Genomic DNA, 18,494 nt, shown 5'->3' with positions numbered 1-18,494 from the left:
GGCCGGAGCGACGCGGGGGCGCGGCGCCGGTCAGGCCAGTTCGTCGGGGTCGACCCCGAGCAGGTTCGCCACCTGCTCGATGATCACGTCGTGCACCAGGTCGGCGAGATCCTCCCGGTCCATCGCCCGGAACTCCAGCGGCCGGCGGTAGAGCACGATCCGGGGCGGCACCTCCTGCCGGCCCGGGCGGCCCGGTAGCAGGCGGGCGAGCGGCACCTCGCCGTCCTCCAGCACGTCGGAGTCGTAGACGTTGAGGTCCGGCGGGACGTCCTCGACCGCGAACTCGACGCCGGCCAGCTCCTTGGCGAACCGCCGCTCCAGCGTCTCCACCGTGTCCAGCACCAGGTCGTCGAAGACCTCGGCCTTGGTACGGGCCAGCGGGACGGTCGCCGGCACCAGCCGACCCCGCAGACCGCGTCCGTGCCGGTCGCGGTGGGCGCGCCGCCCCGGGCGGCGGTGCTGCGGACTCGTCATGAGGCACAGGGTAGCCCCCGACCCGGGCCGCCCGGTGGTGACGTCACCGGCGTGCCGCCGGGGTGTCGGAGAGCCGGACGACGGGTGCGAATTGTGATCACGGTGACGGGCGTGTCGTAACGCGAACCGGTGCGCCGAACCCGGTATTGGGGATACCCTGCCGCCGTGAGGTCACCACGGCGCTGCTCCCGTAACGGCTGCCCCCGGCAAGCGGTCGCCACACTGACCTATGTCTACAACGAGTCGACGGCGGTGGTGGGGCCGCTGGCCGCCTTCGCCGAGCCACACACGTACGACCTGTGCGAGCCGCACGCCCGCAGCCTGACCGCGCCGCGCGGCTGGGACGTGGTCCGGCACGAGGGCGAGTTCGAGCCGCCGCCGCCCACCACCGACGACCTGGTGGCGCTCGCCGAGGCGGTCCGCGAGGCGGCCCGCCCCGCCCCGCCGCGCCCCCCGGAGGGCGACCAGAACCCGGTCCCGGGCACCCCGCACACCGGCCGACGCGGCCACCTCCGGGTAATCCCCCCCCACCACTGACCCCCGCCTCGACTCGGCGAGTTGACCAAGGAGTTTGCCTCCGGGCCCGCACGGGTTTCCGACGCAAACTCCTTGATCAACGCTTCCGACCGGGTGGGTCACTGGCCGAGGAGGCGGGAGAAGGCGGCGGCGCGGCGGGACGGGCGGCCGGTGCGCAGTTCCGCCTCGTCGGCGGCGGCCATCAGTCGTAGGCCGGCGTTGACGGCCAGCCAGCGCAGCGGCTCCGGCTCCCAGCGGCGGGAACGGTGGTTGACCCAGGGCAGGGCGGTCAGGTCACTCTCCGCACCCCGGATCAGGTCGGCGAGCGTACGCCCGGCCAGGTTGCTGGTGCCCACGCCGTCGCCGACGTACCCGCCGGCCCAGGCGAGGCCGCTGGACCGGTCCAGCCCCACCGAGGCGGCCCAGTCCCGGGCCACCCCCAGCGGGCCACCCCAGGTGTGGCTGATCGGCACGTCCGGCCCGAGCACCGGGAACAGCTCGCCCAGCGCCCGGCGCAGCGCGGCGAAGACCCGGGGCTCCCGGTCGTAGCGTGGGGCTACCCGGGAGCCGAAGTGGTACGGGGCGCCCCGCCCGCCGAAGGCCAGCCGGCCGTCGGCGGTGCGCTGGCCGTAGACGATGACGTGCCGGTGGTCGGAGAAGGTCTCCCGCTCGGCCAGCCCGATCCGGGCCCAGGTCCGCTCGGGCAGCGGCTCGGTGGCCACCATCAGTGAGTAGACCGGCGCCACCGTGCGGCGCTGCCCCGGCAGCCCGGGCGTGTAACCCTCGGTCGCCCGCACCACCACCGGCGCGCGGACGGTGCCGTACGGGGTCACCGCCGCGCCGGCCCGCAGCGCAGTCACCGGCGTGCGCTCGTGGATGGTCACTCCGCGCCGCCGCACCGCCCGGGCCAGCCCGCGGACCAGTTTCGCCGGGTGCACCGCGGCGCAGTGCGGCGTGTACGTCCCGCCGCGTACCCCCTCGGCGGCGCACCTGGCGGCGGCCTCGGCGGCGTCCAGGAGCACCAGGTCGTCCGGGTCGAGCCCGTGCTCGCGGGCGGTGGCCACCTCGGCCCGGGCCCGGTCGAGCTGGGCCTCGGTGCGGGCCAGCACGACCGTGCCGCCCTGGCGCCAGTCGCAGTCGATCCCCTCGGCGGCGACCACCCGGCCCACCTCGCCGACGGTCGCCCGCATGGCCCGCTGCATCGCCAGCGCCCGGTCCCGTCCGTGCCGCCGGGTCAGCGCCGGCAGTGAGGTGGGGAAGAGCGCCGAGCACCAGCCGCCGTTGCGCCCGGAGGCCCCGTACCCGGCGATCTCGGCCTCCAGCACCACGATCCGCAGCGACGGGTCGGCGCCGGCCAGGTAGTACGCCGTCCACAGCCCGGTGTAGCCGGCGCCCACGATCACCACGTCGGCCTCGGCGTCGCCGGGCAGCGCGGGCCCGGGGGCCAGCGGTTCGTCCACACTCGACAGCCAGTACGACAGGTCCTGGTAGCGGGTCGCGGGGCCGAAGGGGCGGGGCCGGGACCCGTCGCCATGGTTCCCGGCCCCGCCCGATCCCGCCGCCCCGCTCAGAGGCGTGCCCATGCCTCGGTCAGCACCGCACGTAGGATCTGTTCCATCTCGTCGAACTGCTGTTGCTCGGCGATCAGCGGCGGGGCGAGCTGCACCACCGGGTCGCCGCGGTCGTCGGCGCGGCAGTAGAGCCCGGCCTGGAACAGCGCGGTGGAGAGGAAACCGCGCAGCAGCCGCTCCGACTCGGCCTCGTCGAAGGTGGCCCGGGTCGCCTTGTCCTTGACCAGTTCGATGCCGTAGAAGTAGCCGTCGCCCCGGACGTCGCCGACGATCGGCAGGTCGGTGAGCTTTTCCAGGGTGGACCGGAACGCGTCCTCATTGGCCCGGACGTGCCCGACCAGGTCCTCGCGGGCGAAGACCTCCAGGTTGGCCAGCGCCACCGCGCAGGAGACCGGGTGGCCGCCGAAGGTCACCCCGTGCGCGAACATGCCGGTCTCGGTGAGGAACGGCTCCATCAGCCGCTCGCTGGCGATCATCGCCCCGAGCGGGGCGTAGCCGGAGGTGATGCCCTTGGCGGTGGTGATGATGTCCGGCTGGTAGCCGTACCGGGTGGCGCCGAAGTACTCGCCGAGCCGGCCCCACGAGCAGATCACCTCGTCGCTGACCAGCAGCACGTCGTACGCGTCGCAGATCTCGCGGACCCGCTCGAAGTAGCCGGGCGGCGGGGGGAAGCAGCCGCCGGAGTTCTGCACCGGCTCCAGGAAGACCGCGGCGACCGTGTCCGGCCCCTCCCGCTCGATGGCGCGGCCGATCTCCTCGGCGGCCCACCGGCCGAACGCCTCGATGTCGTCGCCGTGCTCCGGGGCCCGGTAGAAGTTGGTGTTCGGCACCTTGATGCCGCCGGGCACCAGCGGCTCGAAATCGCTCTTGATGCCGGGCAGGCCGGTGATGGACAGCGCGCCCATCGAGGTGCCGTGGTAGGCGATGTACCGGCTGACCACCTTGTGCTTGTTCGGCTGGCCGGTGCGCTTGAAGTATGCCCGGGCCAGCTTCCAGGCGGCCTCGACGGCCTCGGAGCCGCCGGTGGTGAAGAAGACCCGGTTCAGGTCGCCGGGGGCGAGCTCGGCGATCTTCTCGGCCAGCTCGACGGCCTTCGGGTGGGCGTAGGACCAGAGCGGGAAGTAGGCCAGCTCGGCGCCCTGCTTGGCGGCCGCCTCGGCCAGCTCGGTGCGGCCGTGTCCGGCGTTGACGACGAAGAGTCCGGCGAGACCGTCCAGGTATCGGCGGCCGTGGGAGTCCCAGACGTACGCGCCCTCGCCGCGCACGATGGTCGGCACCTCGCCGGCGGAGTAGCTCGCCATCCGGGTGAAGTGCATCCAGAGGTGGTCGGTGGCGTTGGCCATGTCAGCCCCATCGGGTATCGGGCCGGTCAGGGGTGACACCGGCCGCTCTGCTGACGGTTATCGCACAGTCGATGCTGATCACGCAAGTGTCAGCGACCTCCAGCAACGAATTCAGCAAGAGCCCATGACTGTGGCAACGGAATTCGTATCAGGCGGTGCCCCAGCTGTAGGTCTGCTTGCGCAGCTTGAGGTACACGAACGCCTCGGTGGCCAGCACGCCGGGGACCGCGCGCAGTCGCTGGAGGATCTCCAGCAGGTGGGCGTCGTTGCGGCAGACCACCTCGGCCAGCAGGTCGAAGGAGCCGGCGGTTATCACCACGTAGTCGATCTCGTCGAGGTCGGCCAGCCGGTCGGCGACCGCCTCCAGGTCCCCGTCGGTGCGCAGGCCGATCATGGCCTGGCGGGGAAAGCCCAGTTGGAGCGGGTCGGTGACCGCGACGATCTGCATCACCCCGGCGTCCAGCAGTCGCTGCACCCGTTGCCGTACGGCGGCCTCGGAGAGCCCGACCGCCTTGCCGATCGTCGCGTACGGCCGGCGGCCGTCCTCCTGCAACTGCTCGATGATCTGCTTCGCCACGTCGTCGAGCAGAGCGTGAGCGGAGCCGTCACGGACGGTGACGCGGCGGGCTGTGTTGCCGTTCTCCTGTTGCCGTATGACCATGGTTCGCTCCTGGGTTCCGAAACTCGGTGCTGAGCGTACGCCCCGCCGCAGTCTGGCGTATTTCGTCGCCTAGGGCGACGTCCGCAACGGAATCCCTTGTAAGCAAGGTCACGCCATGTCAGGATCAGTCGTCCATCGCCTGAAGGCTCTCCCGCCGGCGCGGCCGCCCCCGTCCCGCCGCCGACGATGACCCCCCCTAGGAGTCGTCACATGCGTAGTCCCCTTCGACCCCTCACTCGGCGTGGTCTGCTCACCGGCACGCTCGGCACGGCGGCGATGTTCGCCGCCGGCGGCGCGCTCGCCGGCTGCGGCACCAAAGGTGCCCAGCAGACCGAGGCCGGTTGCAGGAGCGACGACCTCTCCGCGACGGAGAAGAAGCTGGCGTTCTCGAACTGGCCGCAGTACGTCGACGTCGACGAGAAGGACGAGTCCAAGCGGCCCACCGTGGACGCGTTCATCGCCAAGTCCGGCATCCAGGTGACCTACACCGAGGACATCAACGACAACAACGAGTTCTTCGGCAAGGTGCAGAACCAGCTCGCCGGCTGTCAGAGCACCGGGCGGGACCTCATGGTCCTCACCGACTGGATGGCGGCCCGGATGATCCGGCTCGGCTGGATCCAGAAGCTGGACAAGGCCAGGATGCCCAACGTCGAGGCCAACCTGCTGCCCTCGCTGCGCAACGCGTCCTTCGACGCGGACCGCCAGCTCTCCGCCCCGTGGCAGTCCGGCCTGACCGCGCTGGCGTACAACGCCAAGGTCACCAAGGAGATCCGCACCGTCGACGAGCTGCTCACCCGCCCGGACCTCAAGGGCAAGGTGACCGCGCTGTCCGAGATGCGGGACACCATGGGCCTGCTGATCCAGGCCAACGGCCACGACCCGGCGAACTTCACCACGGCGCAGTTCGACGACGCGCTGAACAAGCTCAAGAGGGCCGTCGACTCGGGGCAGATTCGCAAGTTCACCGGAAACGACTACTCCCAGGACCTCAACAAGGGCGACATCGCGGCCTGCATGGCCTGGTCCGGCGACGTCATCCAGCTCGGCTTCGACAACGAGGACATCAAGTTCGTCGCGCCGGAGTCCGGCGTGATGCTCTGGTCGGACAACATGCTGGTGCCGAACAAGGCCAGCCACAAGGCGAACGCCGAAGAGTTGATCAACTACTACTACGACCCGGCCGTGGCGGCCCAGCTCGCCGCGTACGTCAACTACATCTGCCCGGTCAAGGGCGCGCAGGCCGAGATGGAGAAGATCGACCCGGACCTGGCCAAGAACCCGCTCATCTTCCCCGACGAGGCGCTGCTGTCGAAGGCCAAGGGCTTCATGGCCCTGGACGAGAAGCAGGAGAAGGAGTACGAGGCCAAGTTCCAGCAGGTCATCGGGGCGTGAGAACGATGGGACACGAGACACCGGCCGGCGACCTGAGGCTGGCCAACCTGACCAAGCGGTTCGGCATCTTCACCGCGGTCGACGACCTCAGCCTCACCATTCCGCAGGGCTCGTTCTTCGCCCTGCTCGGCGCCTCGGGCTGCGGCAAGACCACCACCCTGCGGATGATCGCCGGGCTGGAGGAGCCGAGCAGCGGGCAGGTGCTGCTGGGGGACCGGGACATCGCCCGGCTCCGGCCGTACAAGCGGCCGGTGAACACGGTGTTCCAGAGCTACGCCCTCTTCCCGCACCTGGACATCCACGAGAACGTCGCCTTCGGGCTGCGCCGGCGCGGCATCCGCAACGTCGGCGACCAGGTCGACCGGATGCTCGCGCTGGTGCAGCTCGAAGGGTACGGCCGCCGCAAGCCCGCCCAGCTCTCCGGCGGCCAGCAGCAGCGAGTCGCGCTGGCCCGGGCGCTCATCAACCACCCGCAGGTGCTGCTGCTGGACGAGCCGCTCGGCGCGCTCGACCTGAAGCTGCGCCGGCAGATGCAGATCGAGCTGAAGCGGATCCAGACCGAGGTGGGCATCACCTTCGTGCACGTCACCCACGACCAGGAGGAAGCCATGACCATGGCCGACACGGTCGCGGTGATGAATGCCGGCCGGATCGAGCAGCTGGGCGCACCGGCGGACCTCTACGAGTACCCGGCCACCGCGTTCGTGGCGAACTTCCTCGGCCAGTCCAACCTGCTCGCCGGCGAGGCCGCCGGGACCAGCGGGGACGAGGTGCTGGTTTCGGCGCACGACGCGCGGTTCTCCGTGCCGCGCGACCGGGTGCGGCTCGACCGGGGGCCGGTCTATCTCGGGGTACGCCCCGAGAAGCTGCACCTGGTCGACTCGTCCGACCAGGTACCCACCGGACACCAGTCGGTCGCCGGGGTGATCACCGACGCCGCGTACGTCGGGGTCAGCACCCAGTATCTGGTCCGGACCGGCTGGGGCAGCGAGTTGTCCGCGTTCGCCGCCAACAACGGCGCCGAGGCTCGCTTCCCGGTCGGGGCGTCGGTGGTGGCGCACTGGGACCCGCGGCACGCCTTCCTGCTGCCCCGCGAGGCGGGCGCCGACGACGACCGCACCACCCCGCTGCTCGACGAGCAGCCACCGGTGGGGGCGTTGTCGTGACTGCGCTCGCCCACGTACCGACCGCGTCGGGGCAGCCGGCGGCCCCCCAGCCGGCACCCCGGCGGAGCCGGCACCGGCTGCTGCCGTACCTGCTCCTGCTGCCCGGCGCGGCGTGGCTGTTCATCTTCTTCGCCCTGCCGCTGTTCCAGCTCGGCGCGGCCAGCCTCTACGACCCGAGCGGATCGCTCGCCACCGGATACGCGCTGACCTTTGCGGTCGAGAACTACCCCAACGCGTTGCAGGCGTACTGGCCGCAGTTCGGCCGATCGCTGCTGTACTCGGCGATCGCGCTGGCGCTGGCCCTGCTGATGGGCTACCCGCTGGCGTACGCGATCGCCCAGAAGGCCGGCCGGTTCAAGAACCTGCTGCTGGTCTGCGTGGTGGCCCCGATGTTCACCAGCTTCCTGGTCCGCACGCTGGCCTGGAAGACCATCCTGTCGGACAACGGGTGGCTGGTCGGACTGCTGCGCGACGTGCACCTGCTCGGTCCCGACGGCCGGCTGCTCGCCACCCCGATCGCGGTGGTGCTCGGCCTGACGTACAACTTCCTGCCGTTCCTGGTGCTGCCGCTGTACGCGAGCCTGGAGCGGTTGGATCCCCGCCTGCTGGAGGCGGCCAGTGACCTGTACGCCGGCGGATGGCAGGCGTTCCGCCGGGTCACCCTGCCGCTGTCGATGCCCGGCCTGATCGCCGGCACACTACTTTTTTTCATCCCGGCCACCGGTGACTACATCAACGCCGAACTGCTCGGCACCCCGAACGAGTACATGATCGGCAACGTCATCGACTCGGCGTTCCTGGTCCGGCTGGACTACCCGCAGGGCGCCGCGCTGTCGTTCCTGCTGATGGCGGCGATCCTGGCGATCGTCTTCGGCTACCTGCGCAAGGCCGGCACCGAGGAGATGTTGTGATGAGCGCGAGGAGTGCAGCGAAGCGGAGCCCCGCAGTCGCGGATGAGGGTGGGCTCTGATGCGGATCTCGCGTTGGCTCACCGACCGCTGGGTGATGATCGTGGCCCTGCTGGTGCTCGGCTACCTGTCGCTGCCGATCCTCGTGGTGGCCGCGCTGTCCTTCAACCGACCGGCCAACCGACTGTCGTACGACTTCCACGAGTTCACCTTCGACAACTGGCGCCAGCCGTGCGCGACCTCGGACATGTGCGACGCGGTGGTGCGCAGCATGCAGATCGGCTTCATCGCCACCGTGGTCTCCACGGTGCTCGGCACCCTGATGGCGTTCGCCCTGGTCCGGCAGCGGTTCCGCGGCCGGTCCGGGATCAACGTGCTGATCTTCCTGCCGATGGCGACCCCGGAGTTGGTGATGGGCACCTCGCTGCTCGCCCTCTTCGTCGCCGCCGGGGTGCCGCAGGGCTTCTGGACCATCGTCATCGCGCACGTGATGTTCTGCGTGTCGTTCGTGGTGGTCACCGTGAAGGCCCGACTCGCCGGCATGGACCACCGGCTGGAAGAGGCCGCGATGGACCTGTACGCCAGCGAGTGGCAGACCTTCCGGCGGATCACCCTGCCCCTGGTGCTGCCCGGCATCGTGGCCGCCGCGCTGCTCGCCTTCTCGCTCAGCTTCGACGACTTCATCATCACGAACTTCAACGCCGGCACCACGGTCACCTTCCCCATGTACGTCTGGGGTGCCGCCCAGCGGGGCATCCCGCCGCAGGTCAACGTCATCGGCACGGCGATGTTCGGGATCGCGCTGCTGCTGGTCGGGGCGAGTTCGCTGCGCGGCCGGCGGACCCGGCGCGCCGCGCTCACCGCACCCGCCCCGGCCGCCGCCCCGCCGACGAGCCGGTCATGACCGGACCGCATACCGGCCGGGCGCTGGCCGACGCGGCGCCCGTGCCGTACTGGCTGGACCGCCCGGAGCGACCCGACCCGCTGCCGCCGCTGTCCGGCGACCAGTCGGCCGATCTGCTGGTGATCGGCGGAGGCTACAGCGGGTTGTGGGCCGCGCTGCTCGCCAAGCGGGACGATCCCGGCCGGGACGTGCTGCTGGTCGAGGCCGGCACCTGCGGCTGGGCGGCGTCCGGACGCAACGGCGGCTTCTGCGCCGCCTCGCTGACCCACGGCCTGGCCAACGGGGTGGACCGGTTCCCCGGCGAGATCGACGAGCTGGAGTGGCTGGGACGGCAGAACCTGGCGGCCGTCGTCGCCACCGTCGCGGCATACGGGATCGACTGCGACCTCGAACGCACCGGCGAGCTGGCGGTGGCCGTCGAGCCGTACCAGCTGGCCGGACTGGCCGAGGACGCCGAGCTGGCCCGGCGGTACGGCCACGACGTCCGGCTGCTCGACCGCGACGAGGTCCGCGCCGAGGTGGACTCGCCGACGTACCTCGGTGGGCTGTGGGACCGGGACCGGGTGGCCATGCTCGACCCGGCGAAGCTGGCCTGGGGCCTGCGCCGGGCCTGCCTGGCCGAGGGGGTGCGGATCGCCGAGCACACCCGGGTCACCGGGCTGCGCCGCGACGGCGCCGCGTTGCGGGCCGGCACTGCCGGTGGCCCGCACGCCGCGCCCGGCTCCGTCCGGGCCGGGCAGGTGGTGCTCGCCACCAACGCCTTCCCGCCGCTGCTGCGCCGGCTGCGGGCCTGGATCGTGCCGGTCTACGACTACGCGCTGATGACCGAGCCGCTGTCGGCGGCGCAGCGCAAGGCGGTGGGCTGGGCAAACCGGCAAGGGCTGGCCGACAGCGGCAACCAGTTCCACTACTACCGGATCACCGCCGACGACCGGATCCTGTTCGGTGGCTACGACGCGGTCTACCACTACGGCAACCGGGTGGCCCCGCAGCTGGAGCAGCGGCCAGCCACCTTCACCGCGCTCGCCGAACACTTCTTCACCACCTTTCCCCAGCTCGACGGCCTGCGATTCAGCCACCGCTGGGGCGGGGTGATCGACACCTGCACCCGGTTCTGCCCCTTCTTCGGCACCGCGTACGAGGGGCGGCTGGCGTACGCGGCCGGCTTCACCGGGCTCGGCGTCGGCGCCACCCGGTTCGGCGCCCGGGTGATGCTGGACCTGCTCGGCGGGGCGGAGACCCCGCTGACCCGGCTGGACCTGGTGCGCCGCAAGCCGTTGCCGTTTCCGCCGGAGCCCGTCCGGGCCACCGGCATCAACCTCACCCGCTGGTCGCTCGCCCGCGCTGACGCGCGCGAGGGCCGGCGCAACCTCTGGCTCCGTACGCTCGATCGTCTTGGTTTGGGGTTCGATTCCTGATGCGCATCCTGCTCGTCGGCGCCGGCGGGGTCGGCTCCGCCGCCGTCGCCATCGCGGCCCGCCGTACCTTCTTCGAGACCATGGTGGTCGCCGACTACGACCCGGCCCGCGCGGAGCGGGCGGTGGCCGGGCACGGTGACCGGTTCACCGCCGCCCGGGTCGACGCCTCCTCGGCGGACGCGGTGGCCGCGCTCTGCCGCGAGCACCGGATCACACACGTGCTCAACGCGGTCGACCCGCGTTTCGTCATGCCGATCTTCGACGGGGCGTTCGCGGCCGGGGCGGACTACCTGGACATGGCGATGTCACTGTCCCGGCCGCACGCCGTCCGCCCCTACGCGGAGCCGGGGGTGAAGCTGGGCGACGAGCAGTTCGCGGTGGCCGACGACTGGGCGGAGGCCGGCCGGCTGGCGCTCTGCGGCATCGGCGTCGAGCCGGGCCTGTCCGACGTCTTCGCCCGCTACGCCGCCGACGAGCTGTTCGCCGAGATCGACGAGATCGGGGTACGCGACGGCGCGAACCTCACCGTCGACGGCTACGACTTCGCCCCGTCGTTCTCCATCTGGACCACCATCGAGGAGTGCCTGAACCCGCCGGTGGTCTGGGAGTCGTCGCGCGGCTGGTTCACCACCGAGCCGTTCAGCGAGCCGGAGGTCTTCGACTTCCCGGCGGGCATCGGGCCGGTGGAGTGCGTCAACGTGGAGCACGAGGAGGTGCTGCTGATCCCGCGCTGGGTGCGGGCGAAGCGGGTCACCTTCAAGTACGGCCTCGGCGACGAGTTCATCGAGGTGCTGAAGACGCTGCACAAGCTCGGGCTGGACTCGACGAAGCCGGTGCGGGTCGGTGGCGTCGACGTGTCACCGCGCGACGTGGTGGCCGCCTGCCTGCCCGACCCGGCCACGCTGGGCGAGAAGATGCGCGGCAAGACCTGCGCCGGGACGTACGTGACCGGCACCGGCGTCGACGGGCGCCCGCGCCGGGTCTACCTCTACCACGTGGTCGACAACGAGTGGTCGATGCGGGAGTACGGCCACCAGGCGGTGGTCTGGCAGACCGCGGTCAACCCGGTGGTGGCGCTGGAGCTGCTGGCCACCGGCGCCTGGTCCGGCACCGGGGTGCTCGGCCCCGAGGCGCTGCCGCCGAAGCCCTTCCTGGACCTGCTGACCGGCTACGGCTCGCCCTGGGGGATGGAGGAGCGGTGACCCGTTACGGCCCGATGTACGGCCCGGACGTGACCTTCCTCGGCGTGCCGCCGTGCACCATCGAGGAGCCGGTGACGTACGCCGACGCCGACGTGGTGATCGTCGGTGCCCCGTTCGACGGGGGCACCTCGCACCGCCCCGGTACCCGGTTCGGGCCGTCGGCCATCCGGCAGGCCTGCTACCTGCCGCACGACGGGTCCCGCCCGTCGCTCGCCCTGCGCACCGACGGGCTGCGGGACCTGTGCGTCTACGACGCCGGGGACGTGGAGATGTTCTCCGGCGACATCGAGCGCTCGCTGCACGCCCTGGAACAGGCCGTGTACGCGGTGGCCGCCGCCGGGGCGATCCCGGTCGTGCTCGGCGGGGACCACTCCATCGCCCTGCCGGACGCCACCGGGGTGGCCCGGCACCACGGGCTGGGCCGGGTGTCGCTGGTGCACTTCGACGCGCACGCCGACACCGGGGACGTCGAGTTCGGTTCCCTGCACGGGCACGGTCAGCCGATGCGCCGGCTCATCGAGTCCGGCGCGGTACGCGGCGACCGGTTCCTCCAGATCGGCCTGCGCGGCTACTGGCCGGACCCGCCGACCCTGGCCTGGATGGCGCAACAGCGGATGCGGTCGTACGAGATGACCGAGCTGGTGGCCCGCGGCCTGGACGCCTGTCTGACCGAGGCGTTCGGGATCGCCACGGACGAGTGCGAGGGGGTGTTCCTCTCCGTCGACGTGGACGTCGTCGACCCGGGCATGGCGCCCGGCACCGGCACCCCGGAACCGGGCGGCCTGACCTCACGGCAGCTGCTCGACGCGGTCCGCCGGGTCTGTTACGAGCTGCCGGTGGTCGGGGTCGACGTGGTCGAGGTCGCCCCGCCGTACGACCACGCCGACATCACCGCGTATCTCGGCAACCGGGTGGTGTTGGAGGCGCTGTCCGCGATCGCCCGCCGACGCCGCGACGCGGCCGGCGGAACGCCGTGGGACCCCCGCCAGCCGCTGCTCGACGGCCGCTGACCCGCCGACGGTTGCCGGCTCAACAGTCGACCCGGTGGTCGCGACCCGAACGAGACGGAGACCCGGCGGATCGCCCACGGCACCCGGACCGTGCGGGACTCCTCGCTGGCGAAGGGCAAGCGGGTGGTGCCCACCCGGGCCGTCGACGGGGTACGCACGCTGACCTACCGGGTGACGCTGACCGATGGGAAGCGCACCGGCCGGACGCTGGTCCGCTCGGTGGTCACCCGCCAGCCGAGGCGGAGGGAAGGAGGGGCCCCCGCTTAACGCATTCGGTAGCGGAGGGGCTCCCGGTTAACCCTCGTGCTGCGGGCGGCTAGCGGGGAGGATGGCTTCGGCGGTGCTTACGGAACCCTTAACTCCTGCGTGGGACCGTATACGCGACGAGGAAGCCGGGGGAGCGGATAGCGGTGCGGGTGCTGGTGGCGGACGACGAGCGGCTGTTGGCGGACACGGTCGCCGAGGGGCTGCGCCGGTTCTCGATGGCGGTCGACGTCTGCTACGACGGCGACGGCGCGCTGGAGCGGATCGGGATCAACCGGTACGACGTGGCCGTGCTGGACCGGGACATGCCCGGGGCCACCGGCGACGAGGTGTGCCGCAGCCTCGCCCGATCCGACGCCGGCACCCGGGTGCTGCTGCTCACCGCCGCCGCCGGCATCCGGGACCGGGTGGCGGGCCTCGGACTGGGCGCGGACGACTACCTGACCAAGCCGTTCGCCTTCGCCGAGCTGGTGGCCCGGGTGCAGGCGCTCGGCCGGCGCTCCGCCCCGGCGGTGCCGCCCGTGCTGGAGCAGCACGGATTGGTGCTCGACGTGGCCCGGCACACCGCCACCCGGGACGGCCGGCCGCTCGGCCTGAGCCCCAAGGAGTACGCCGTCCTGCACGTGCTGATGCGCGCCCGCGGCGGCGTGGTCAGCGCGGAGGACCTGCTGGAGCAGGCCTGGGACGAGTTCGCGGACCCGTTCACCAACGCCGTCCGGGTCACCGTGATGACGCTGCGCAGGAAGCTCGGCCAGCCGGCCGTCCTGCACACCGTGCCGAAGGCCGGCTACCGGATCGGTGAGCCGGGTTGAGCCCCCGCCGTCGGGTCCTGCTGGTCGGGGTACTCGCCCTGCTCGCCGGCTACCTGCTGCCCGGCCTGGTCAACTGGCTGCTCGGCCTGGTGTGGTGGCGGGCCCAGCAGTTCTGCGGCCTGGCCACGGTCGGGGTGGTGTGCGAACCGGCCCGCCCGTTCGTCCCGCTGCTTCCCGTGCTGGCCGAGTTTGTCGTGGTGCTGGCCGGTGTGCTCGCGCTCTGGGGCGCGGCACGGTGGTGCCTGCGCCCGGTATGGGACCTCGCCGACCCGATCGCCGACCTGGGGCCGCAGAACCTGAGTCACCGGACGCGCCGCCCGGGCACCGACGAGCTGGCCCGGCTCGCCCGCGCCATCGACGGCATGCTGGACCGGGTCGCGGCCGGCTATGAGGGGCAACGGAGGTTCGCCGCGAACGCCTCGCACGAGCTGCGTACGCCGTTGGCGGTGCAGCGGACGCTGATCGAGGTCGGCATGGCCCAGTCGCTCACCGGTGAGCAGTTGGACCTGCTCACCGCCCAGCTGCTGGCCACCAACGAGCGCAACGAGCGGCTCATCGAGGGGCTGCTCGCGCTGAGCGAGAGCGACCAGGGGCTGCGCTCGTCCACCCCGCAACGCCTCGACGAGATCGTCGGCGGCGTGCTGGCCGCGTACGGGGACCGGGCCGCCGAGGCCGGGGTGACGGTGGAGAGTCGGCTGGCGCCCCGGGTCGTGCCCGGCGAGCGGGTGTTGCTGGAGCGCCTGGTCGCCAACCTGGTGGAAAACGGGATCAAGTACAACCGGCCGGGCGGCCGGCTCACCGTCGCCGTCGGCGACGAACCGGCGCTGACCGTCACGAACACCGGCCAGGCCGTGCCGGGTGAGGCGGTCGCCGGGCTCTTCGAACCCTTCCGGCGGCTGGCCCGCGACCGCACGAACCAGGGCGGCGGGGCGGGGCTCGGCCTGGCCATCGCCCGCTCGATCACCCAGGCGCACGGGGGCATCATCGCCGCCCGGCCGGGCGAGGACGGCGGCCTCCGGGTCGACGTCCGGCTGCCCGACGCGCCCTGACAGCCGCGGTCGGTAACGGATCAGCTGCGTTCGGTGGTGGCATCGGGTTGCGGCTGAACGGTCCCGCCGTCCCGTCCGTACCAGGCGTCAGACGGCACCACCGGACGACGGGAGACATCGTGAGGGCGCAGCGCAAGCATGTACTGGCGGCGACCGTGGCAGTGGCCGCCTCGGCGGCCCTCGCGGTGGGCACCGGGCTGGGGTTCGCGGAGACCGCCCCGATCGAGGGGTCGCTCTGCGCGGGTTCGGTGACCTTCTCGGCGGAGGGTGGGGCGCCGGCGGCCACCAGCGACCGGTTCCCGGCGGGCACCCGGCTGCGGGTGACCAACCTCGACAACGGCAAGGCGGCGACGGTGACGGTGACCGGCCCGTCCGGCAGCTGCGTACTGCTCAACGCGGCGGCGATGGACCTGGTCCGGGAGCCGGGAAAGAACGTGATCCGCAACAACCGGGTCGAACGTCTGGCGGAGGCCGCTCCGGCCGGGGAGACCAGGCCGGGCAGCGCGCGGCCCGCCATGACCCCGCTGGGCGGGGCGACCGGCGCCGGCGGGGCCCCGCCGGCGCGCAGCGTCTGCTCCGGGGCGATCACGTTCTTCGCGGAGGACGCCCCGCCGGCCGCCACCAGCGACCGGTTCCCGGTGGGTGCCCGGCTGCGGGTGACCAACCTGGACAACGGCAAGGCGGTGACGGTGACGGTGACCGGGCGGTCGGGCAGCTGCGTACTGCTCAACGCAGCGGCCATGGACCTGATCCGCGCGCCGGGCAAGAACCTGGTCCGCCGCAACGTGGTGGAGCGGGTCGGCTGACCCGGCTCGGCAGGGTGGGCGGCACGCCCACCCTGCCGTGGAGGCTCAGGCGATCCGGCGGATCTGGCGCAGGGTGAGGTAGAGCAGGAGCGCGGCGAGTGCGACGAAGATGCCGGTCTCGATGCCCTGGAACAGCCAGAACCGGTCGGCGGGCTGGTAGAGCTGCCAGTTGTAGGCGCCGGGCTGGACACCGAGTTCGGAGCCGCACGGCCCGCCGGCGGGCCCCTGGACGCCCGGCGGGCATCTGATCTGCGCGTCCGGGGCCACCATGGTCCCGTCGGCGTTGCGTACGCCGCTGGAGAGGATCCAGTCGCCGCGGTTGGTCGGCAACGGGCCTTCCCCGATCACCGCAAACTCGGCCGTACGGGCCGGCTGGTAGTGGGGCCGGGCCAGCACCGCGACGGCGGCCCGGATCCCGATGAACCCGACGAGGGTGATGGTCATGGCCGGCAGCATCCGCCGCCCGAGGGTGCCGGCGAAGATGCCGAGCGCCACGGCGAAGACGGTGTAGCCGATCGGTGCGACGCCCTGCAGGTCGAAGACGATGAAGCCGAACCGGCCCTCGCGCGCGGCCTCGGTCAGTGGGCTGACCCACCACGACATGCCCAGGCCGTAGCAGACGGCGGCGGTGGTCGTCACCGCGACGACCAGCCCGAACTTCACCAGCGCCCAGCGCCGCCGGCTGATGCCCTGGGTCCAGGCGAACCGGTGGGTGCCCTGCTCCACCTCCCGGGCGATCAGCGGCGCGCCCCAGAACAGGCCGAGCAGCATCGGCAGCACGAGCAGCAGGACGGCGACCAGGTTCAAATTGCCGTACCGGTTGCTGAACTGGTGGAACGCCCCCTGGCAGGTCTCGGCGGTGGCCGGCGGCAGGTCGCCGCGGGCCAGTTGGCGGACGCAGTCGGGCAGGCCGAGGTCGGTGAACGTGTGGCGCATCGAGATGCCGATCGGGACCATGAGCGCGGCGAGCGCCGCGAACCCGAGGAGGGTGAACAGCAGCTGCCTGCGATGCTGCCGCCAGGCCAGGGTGATCATGCGGGCACCTCCCATTCCGTGTGGCTGGATCTGGTCTCGCCCTCGTCGAGGTAGGCCAGGATGACCTCCTCCAGGGTCACGTCGTGCACCGTCCACTCCGGGTCGACCACCCCGTCGACCCGGGCCAGCAGGGTCGACTGGCGACCGGTGTGGCTGGCCCGCAGGACCGTCCCGACCCCGGTGATCGGCTCGCCGCGGTGCCGGGGGCCGACCAGTTGCCGGTGCCCGGCGACTAGCTCGTCGACCGCGCCGACGAGGCGTACCCGGGAGGCGTTCAGCAGGACGAGGTGGTCGCAGACCCGCTCCAGGTCGGCGAGCAGGTGCGAGGAGAGCAGCACGGTCGTGCCGGATTCGGCGACGCTGCCCATCAGCGACTGGAGGAACTCGCGCCGGGCCAGCGGATCGAGGCTGGCGACCGGTTCGTCCAGGAGCAGCAGCCGGGGTCGCTTGGCCAGGGCGAGCGCGAGGGCCACCTGGGCACGTTGCCCGCCGGAGAGCCGGCCGACCGGCAGGTTCGGCGGGATGCCGAGCTGCGCCAGGCGCTCGCGGGCCAGCGTGCCGTCCCAGCGGCGGTTCATCCGCCCGGTGATGCTCACCAGCTCGGCGGCGGTGAAGTCGCGGTAGAGCGGGGTGTCCTGGGCGACGAAGCCGACCTCGGGGAGCACGGCTGGATTGTCGTAGGGCGTGTGGCCGAAGACCCGCACCGTCCCGGCGTCCGGCCCGAGCAGGCCGACGGCGAGGTGCAGCAGGGTGCTCTTGCCGGCGCCGTTCGGACCGACGAGGCCGGCGATCCGTCCGGCGGGCAGCTGGAACGAGCAGTCCTGCAACGCCCAGCGTCGTCCGTAGCGCTTGCCGAGCCGCTCGGCCTCCAGCGCGATCTCCATCTGGTCTCCTCTCATCGGGCCGTGGCGGGCCGGGTGCGGGCCGCCTCGGCGGCGAGGGTGGCGCGCAGGGTGGTCTCGACCAGGGCGGTGACGTCCTCGGACGTGAGGCCGGCCGTCCGCGCCCGGCGCAGCCAGGCCACCAGCTCCGCGCGCAGCTCGGCCTGGTCGGCCAGGGGAGGGCCGCCGAGGGTACGGCGGACGAACGTGCCCACCCCGGGGCGGCCCTCCACCAGGCCCTCGATCTCCAGCTCCCGGTACGCCTTGAGCACCGTGTTGGGGTTGATGGCCAGCGACTGCGCGACGTCGCGGACCTTCGGCAACTGGTCCCCGGGGTTCAGCAGGCCCACCCGGAGGGACTGCTTCACCTGCTGGATCAGCTGCACGTACGTGTTCACCTTGGACCGTCCGTCCAGCACGAACTCGATCACACAGCACCCGCCCTTCTATTGTCCTACGACAGTAGGACTATAGGACAGGAAGTCGGTCCGCGGTGTCCCATCGGGAGCCGGATGTGTCAGGGGTCGGACGTAGCGTCCGTGGCGTGGGCATCCTGACCGACTACTTCGCCGCCACCCCGGAGCAGGCGCTGGCCGCGATCGACCGTGGGCCGGGCGACGAGTTGACGCCGCTGCGGGCCAAGTTCCTCGAACCGTTCGTGCTGGGCGGTCAGCTGTGGGCGGCGGTCCGACACGGGGCGCTCGACGCGTCCGACGACGATCTGTCGGCCGGCGGCGAGCGGGTCGACGGCAACGACGACGAGGGGCCGTACCTGATCCGGCTGGTGGACGACTTCGTCGCCGAGCTGGCGGCGCTCCCCGACGACCGGGTCGACGAGGTCGCCACGGTGTGGGCCGGCGCCGGGGAATGGATGGGGGAGCCGGAGCCGGGGTTCCTCGTCGAACTCGTCCACGAGCTGCGGCGGGTGGCCCGGCGCGCCGAGACGGACGGCGTCGGGGCGTACTGCTGGATGTGCCTGTGAAAGGTCGGCCGGCGGGCGGGGGCCGCCCGCCGGCCGACGGACGCTCCTATGCCGCGTCAAGTGGCTGGGGTGGGTTTTCGAGGCGTCGGTAGAGGTG

Annotated in this window: 20 protein-coding genes; 13 read left to right on the top strand and 7 right to left on the bottom strand. The window is 72.2% G+C overall.

The genetic code is table 11. From position 1 onward, the window contains the following. Positions 1-30: 30 nt before the first annotated feature. Entirely contained in the window at positions 31-474 is a 444-nt protein-coding gene (locus tag AB0H57_RS23530) for a metallopeptidase family protein (protein WP_222954476.1), read from the bottom strand. Between the two features lie 165 nt (positions 475-639). On the opposite strand from AB0H57_RS23530, the gene AB0H57_RS23525 reads away from it, so the two are divergent. Beyond that, complete coding sequence (locus tag AB0H57_RS23525; protein ID WP_357509811.1) at positions 640-1,011, top strand: DUF3499 domain-containing protein; 372 nt, start codon at positions 640-642, stop codon at positions 1,009-1,011. A 98-nt stretch (positions 1,012-1,109) separates the two neighbouring features. On the opposite strand, the gene AB0H57_RS23520 is transcribed toward AB0H57_RS23525, so the two are convergent. The 3 genes from AB0H57_RS23520 to AB0H57_RS23510 all read right to left on the bottom strand — a co-directional run bounded on the left by AB0H57_RS23520 (position 1,110) and on the right by AB0H57_RS23510 (position 4,565). Then, positions 1,110-2,573, bottom strand: coding sequence for an FAD-dependent oxidoreductase (locus AB0H57_RS23520; RefSeq protein ID WP_357509809.1), 1,464 nt, complete (start codon positions 2,571-2,573; stop codon positions 1,110-1,112). Continuing rightward, a complete protein-coding gene (locus AB0H57_RS23515; RefSeq protein ID WP_357509807.1) occupies positions 2,558-3,904 on the bottom strand; it encodes an aspartate aminotransferase family protein in 1,347 nt (448 codons plus the stop codon). Before AB0H57_RS23515 ends, AB0H57_RS23520 begins: the two co-directional genes overlap by 16 nt. Positions 3,905-4,052: 148 nt before the next feature. Beyond that, entirely contained in the window at positions 4,053-4,565 is a 513-nt protein-coding gene (locus AB0H57_RS23510; protein ID WP_357509805.1) for an Lrp/AsnC family transcriptional regulator, read from the bottom strand. A gap of 210 nt (positions 4,566-4,775) precedes the next feature. Between AB0H57_RS23510 and AB0H57_RS23505 the strand changes: the two genes are divergently transcribed. The 11 genes from AB0H57_RS23505 (at position 4,776) to AB0H57_RS23455 (ending at position 15,499) form a co-directional block, all read left to right on the top strand. Further along, complete coding sequence (locus AB0H57_RS23505; RefSeq protein WP_357509803.1) at positions 4,776-5,960, top strand: spermidine/putrescine ABC transporter substrate-binding protein; 1,185 nt, start codon at positions 4,776-4,778, stop codon at positions 5,958-5,960. A gap of 5 nt (positions 5,961-5,965) precedes the next feature. After that, positions 5,966-7,126 carry an ABC transporter ATP-binding protein gene (locus tag AB0H57_RS23500; protein WP_357509801.1) on the top strand — a complete coding sequence of 387 codons (1,161 nt, stop codon included), beginning with the start codon at positions 5,966-5,968 and terminating at the stop codon, positions 7,124-7,126. Beyond that, positions 7,123-8,037, top strand: a complete 915-nt coding sequence (locus AB0H57_RS23495) for an ABC transporter permease (protein ID WP_357509799.1) — start codon at positions 7,123-7,125, stop codon at positions 8,035-8,037. The genes AB0H57_RS23500 and AB0H57_RS23495 overlap by 4 nt, the downstream gene beginning before the upstream one ends. Positions 8,038-8,095: 58 nt before the next feature. After that, a complete protein-coding gene (locus tag AB0H57_RS23490; protein ID WP_357509797.1) occupies positions 8,096-8,938 on the top strand; it encodes an ABC transporter permease in 843 nt (280 codons plus the stop codon). Next, positions 8,935-10,356 (top strand): FAD-dependent oxidoreductase, encoded by a 1,422-nt coding sequence (locus tag AB0H57_RS23485; protein WP_357509795.1) that lies wholly within the window; start codon positions 8,935-8,937, stop codon positions 10,354-10,356. The genes AB0H57_RS23490 and AB0H57_RS23485 overlap by 4 nt, the downstream gene beginning before the upstream one ends. Further along, positions 10,356-11,558: a saccharopine dehydrogenase C-terminal domain-containing protein gene (locus AB0H57_RS23480; protein WP_357509793.1), complete on the top strand. Its 1,203-nt coding sequence runs from the start codon at positions 10,356-10,358 to the stop codon at positions 11,556-11,558. Before AB0H57_RS23485 ends, AB0H57_RS23480 begins: the two co-directional genes overlap by 1 nt. Then, entirely contained in the window at positions 11,555-12,568 is a 1,014-nt protein-coding gene (gene speB, locus AB0H57_RS23475) for an agmatinase (RefSeq protein WP_357509791.1), read from the top strand. The genes AB0H57_RS23480 and speB overlap by 4 nt, the downstream gene beginning before the upstream one ends. 90 nt (positions 12,569-12,658) lie before the next feature. Beyond that, positions 12,659-12,835, top strand: coding sequence for a G5 domain-containing protein (locus AB0H57_RS23470; RefSeq protein WP_357509789.1), 177 nt, complete (start codon positions 12,659-12,661; stop codon positions 12,833-12,835). Between the two features lie 143 nt (positions 12,836-12,978). Continuing rightward, positions 12,979-13,644, top strand: a complete 666-nt coding sequence (locus AB0H57_RS23465) for a response regulator transcription factor (protein ID WP_357509787.1) — start codon at positions 12,979-12,981, stop codon at positions 13,642-13,644. Next, the gene (locus AB0H57_RS23460; protein ID WP_357509785.1) at positions 13,641-14,693 is read left to right on the top strand and encodes a HAMP domain-containing sensor histidine kinase; all 1,053 of its coding nucleotides are present in this window, start codon (positions 13,641-13,643) and stop codon (positions 14,691-14,693) included. Before AB0H57_RS23465 ends, AB0H57_RS23460 begins: the two co-directional genes overlap by 4 nt. A 119-nt stretch (positions 14,694-14,812) precedes the next feature. Then, positions 14,813-15,499 (top strand): hypothetical protein, encoded by a 687-nt coding sequence (locus tag AB0H57_RS23455; RefSeq protein ID WP_357509783.1) that lies wholly within the window; start codon positions 14,813-14,815, stop codon positions 15,497-15,499. Positions 15,500-15,544: 45 nt separating this feature from the next. Here AB0H57_RS23455 and AB0H57_RS23450 read toward each other — a convergent pair whose 3' ends face one another. The 3 genes from AB0H57_RS23450 to AB0H57_RS23440 are packed head-to-tail and all read right to left on the bottom strand — an operon-like array spanning position 15,545 to position 17,846. Beyond that, the gene (locus tag AB0H57_RS23450; protein ID WP_357509781.1) at positions 15,545-16,534 is read right to left on the bottom strand and encodes a transporter; all 990 of its coding nucleotides are present in this window, start codon (positions 16,532-16,534) and stop codon (positions 15,545-15,547) included. Beyond that, on the bottom strand, positions 16,531-17,418 hold the full coding sequence (locus AB0H57_RS23445; RefSeq protein ID WP_357509779.1) for an ABC transporter ATP-binding protein: 888 nt from the start codon (positions 17,416-17,418) through the stop codon (positions 16,531-16,533). Before AB0H57_RS23445 ends, AB0H57_RS23450 begins: the two co-directional genes overlap by 4 nt. Positions 17,419-17,429: 11 nt before the next feature. After that, positions 17,430-17,846 carry a GntR family transcriptional regulator gene (locus AB0H57_RS23440; protein ID WP_357509777.1) on the bottom strand — a complete coding sequence of 139 codons (417 nt, stop codon included), beginning with the start codon at positions 17,844-17,846 and terminating at the stop codon, positions 17,430-17,432. Positions 17,847-17,959: 113 nt separating this feature from the next. On the opposite strand from AB0H57_RS23440, the gene AB0H57_RS23435 reads away from it, so the two are divergent. Then, complete coding sequence (locus tag AB0H57_RS23435) at positions 17,960-18,397, top strand: hypothetical protein (protein WP_357509775.1); 438 nt, start codon at positions 17,960-17,962, stop codon at positions 18,395-18,397. Positions 18,398-18,494 lie beyond the last annotated feature (97 nt).

It is taken from the genome of Micromonospora sp. NPDC050686 (assembly GCF_040654475.1).
Lineage (GTDB): Bacteria > Actinomycetota > Actinomycetes > Mycobacteriales > Micromonosporaceae > Micromonospora.
This window is presented reverse-complemented; position numbering and strand designations above follow the sequence as displayed.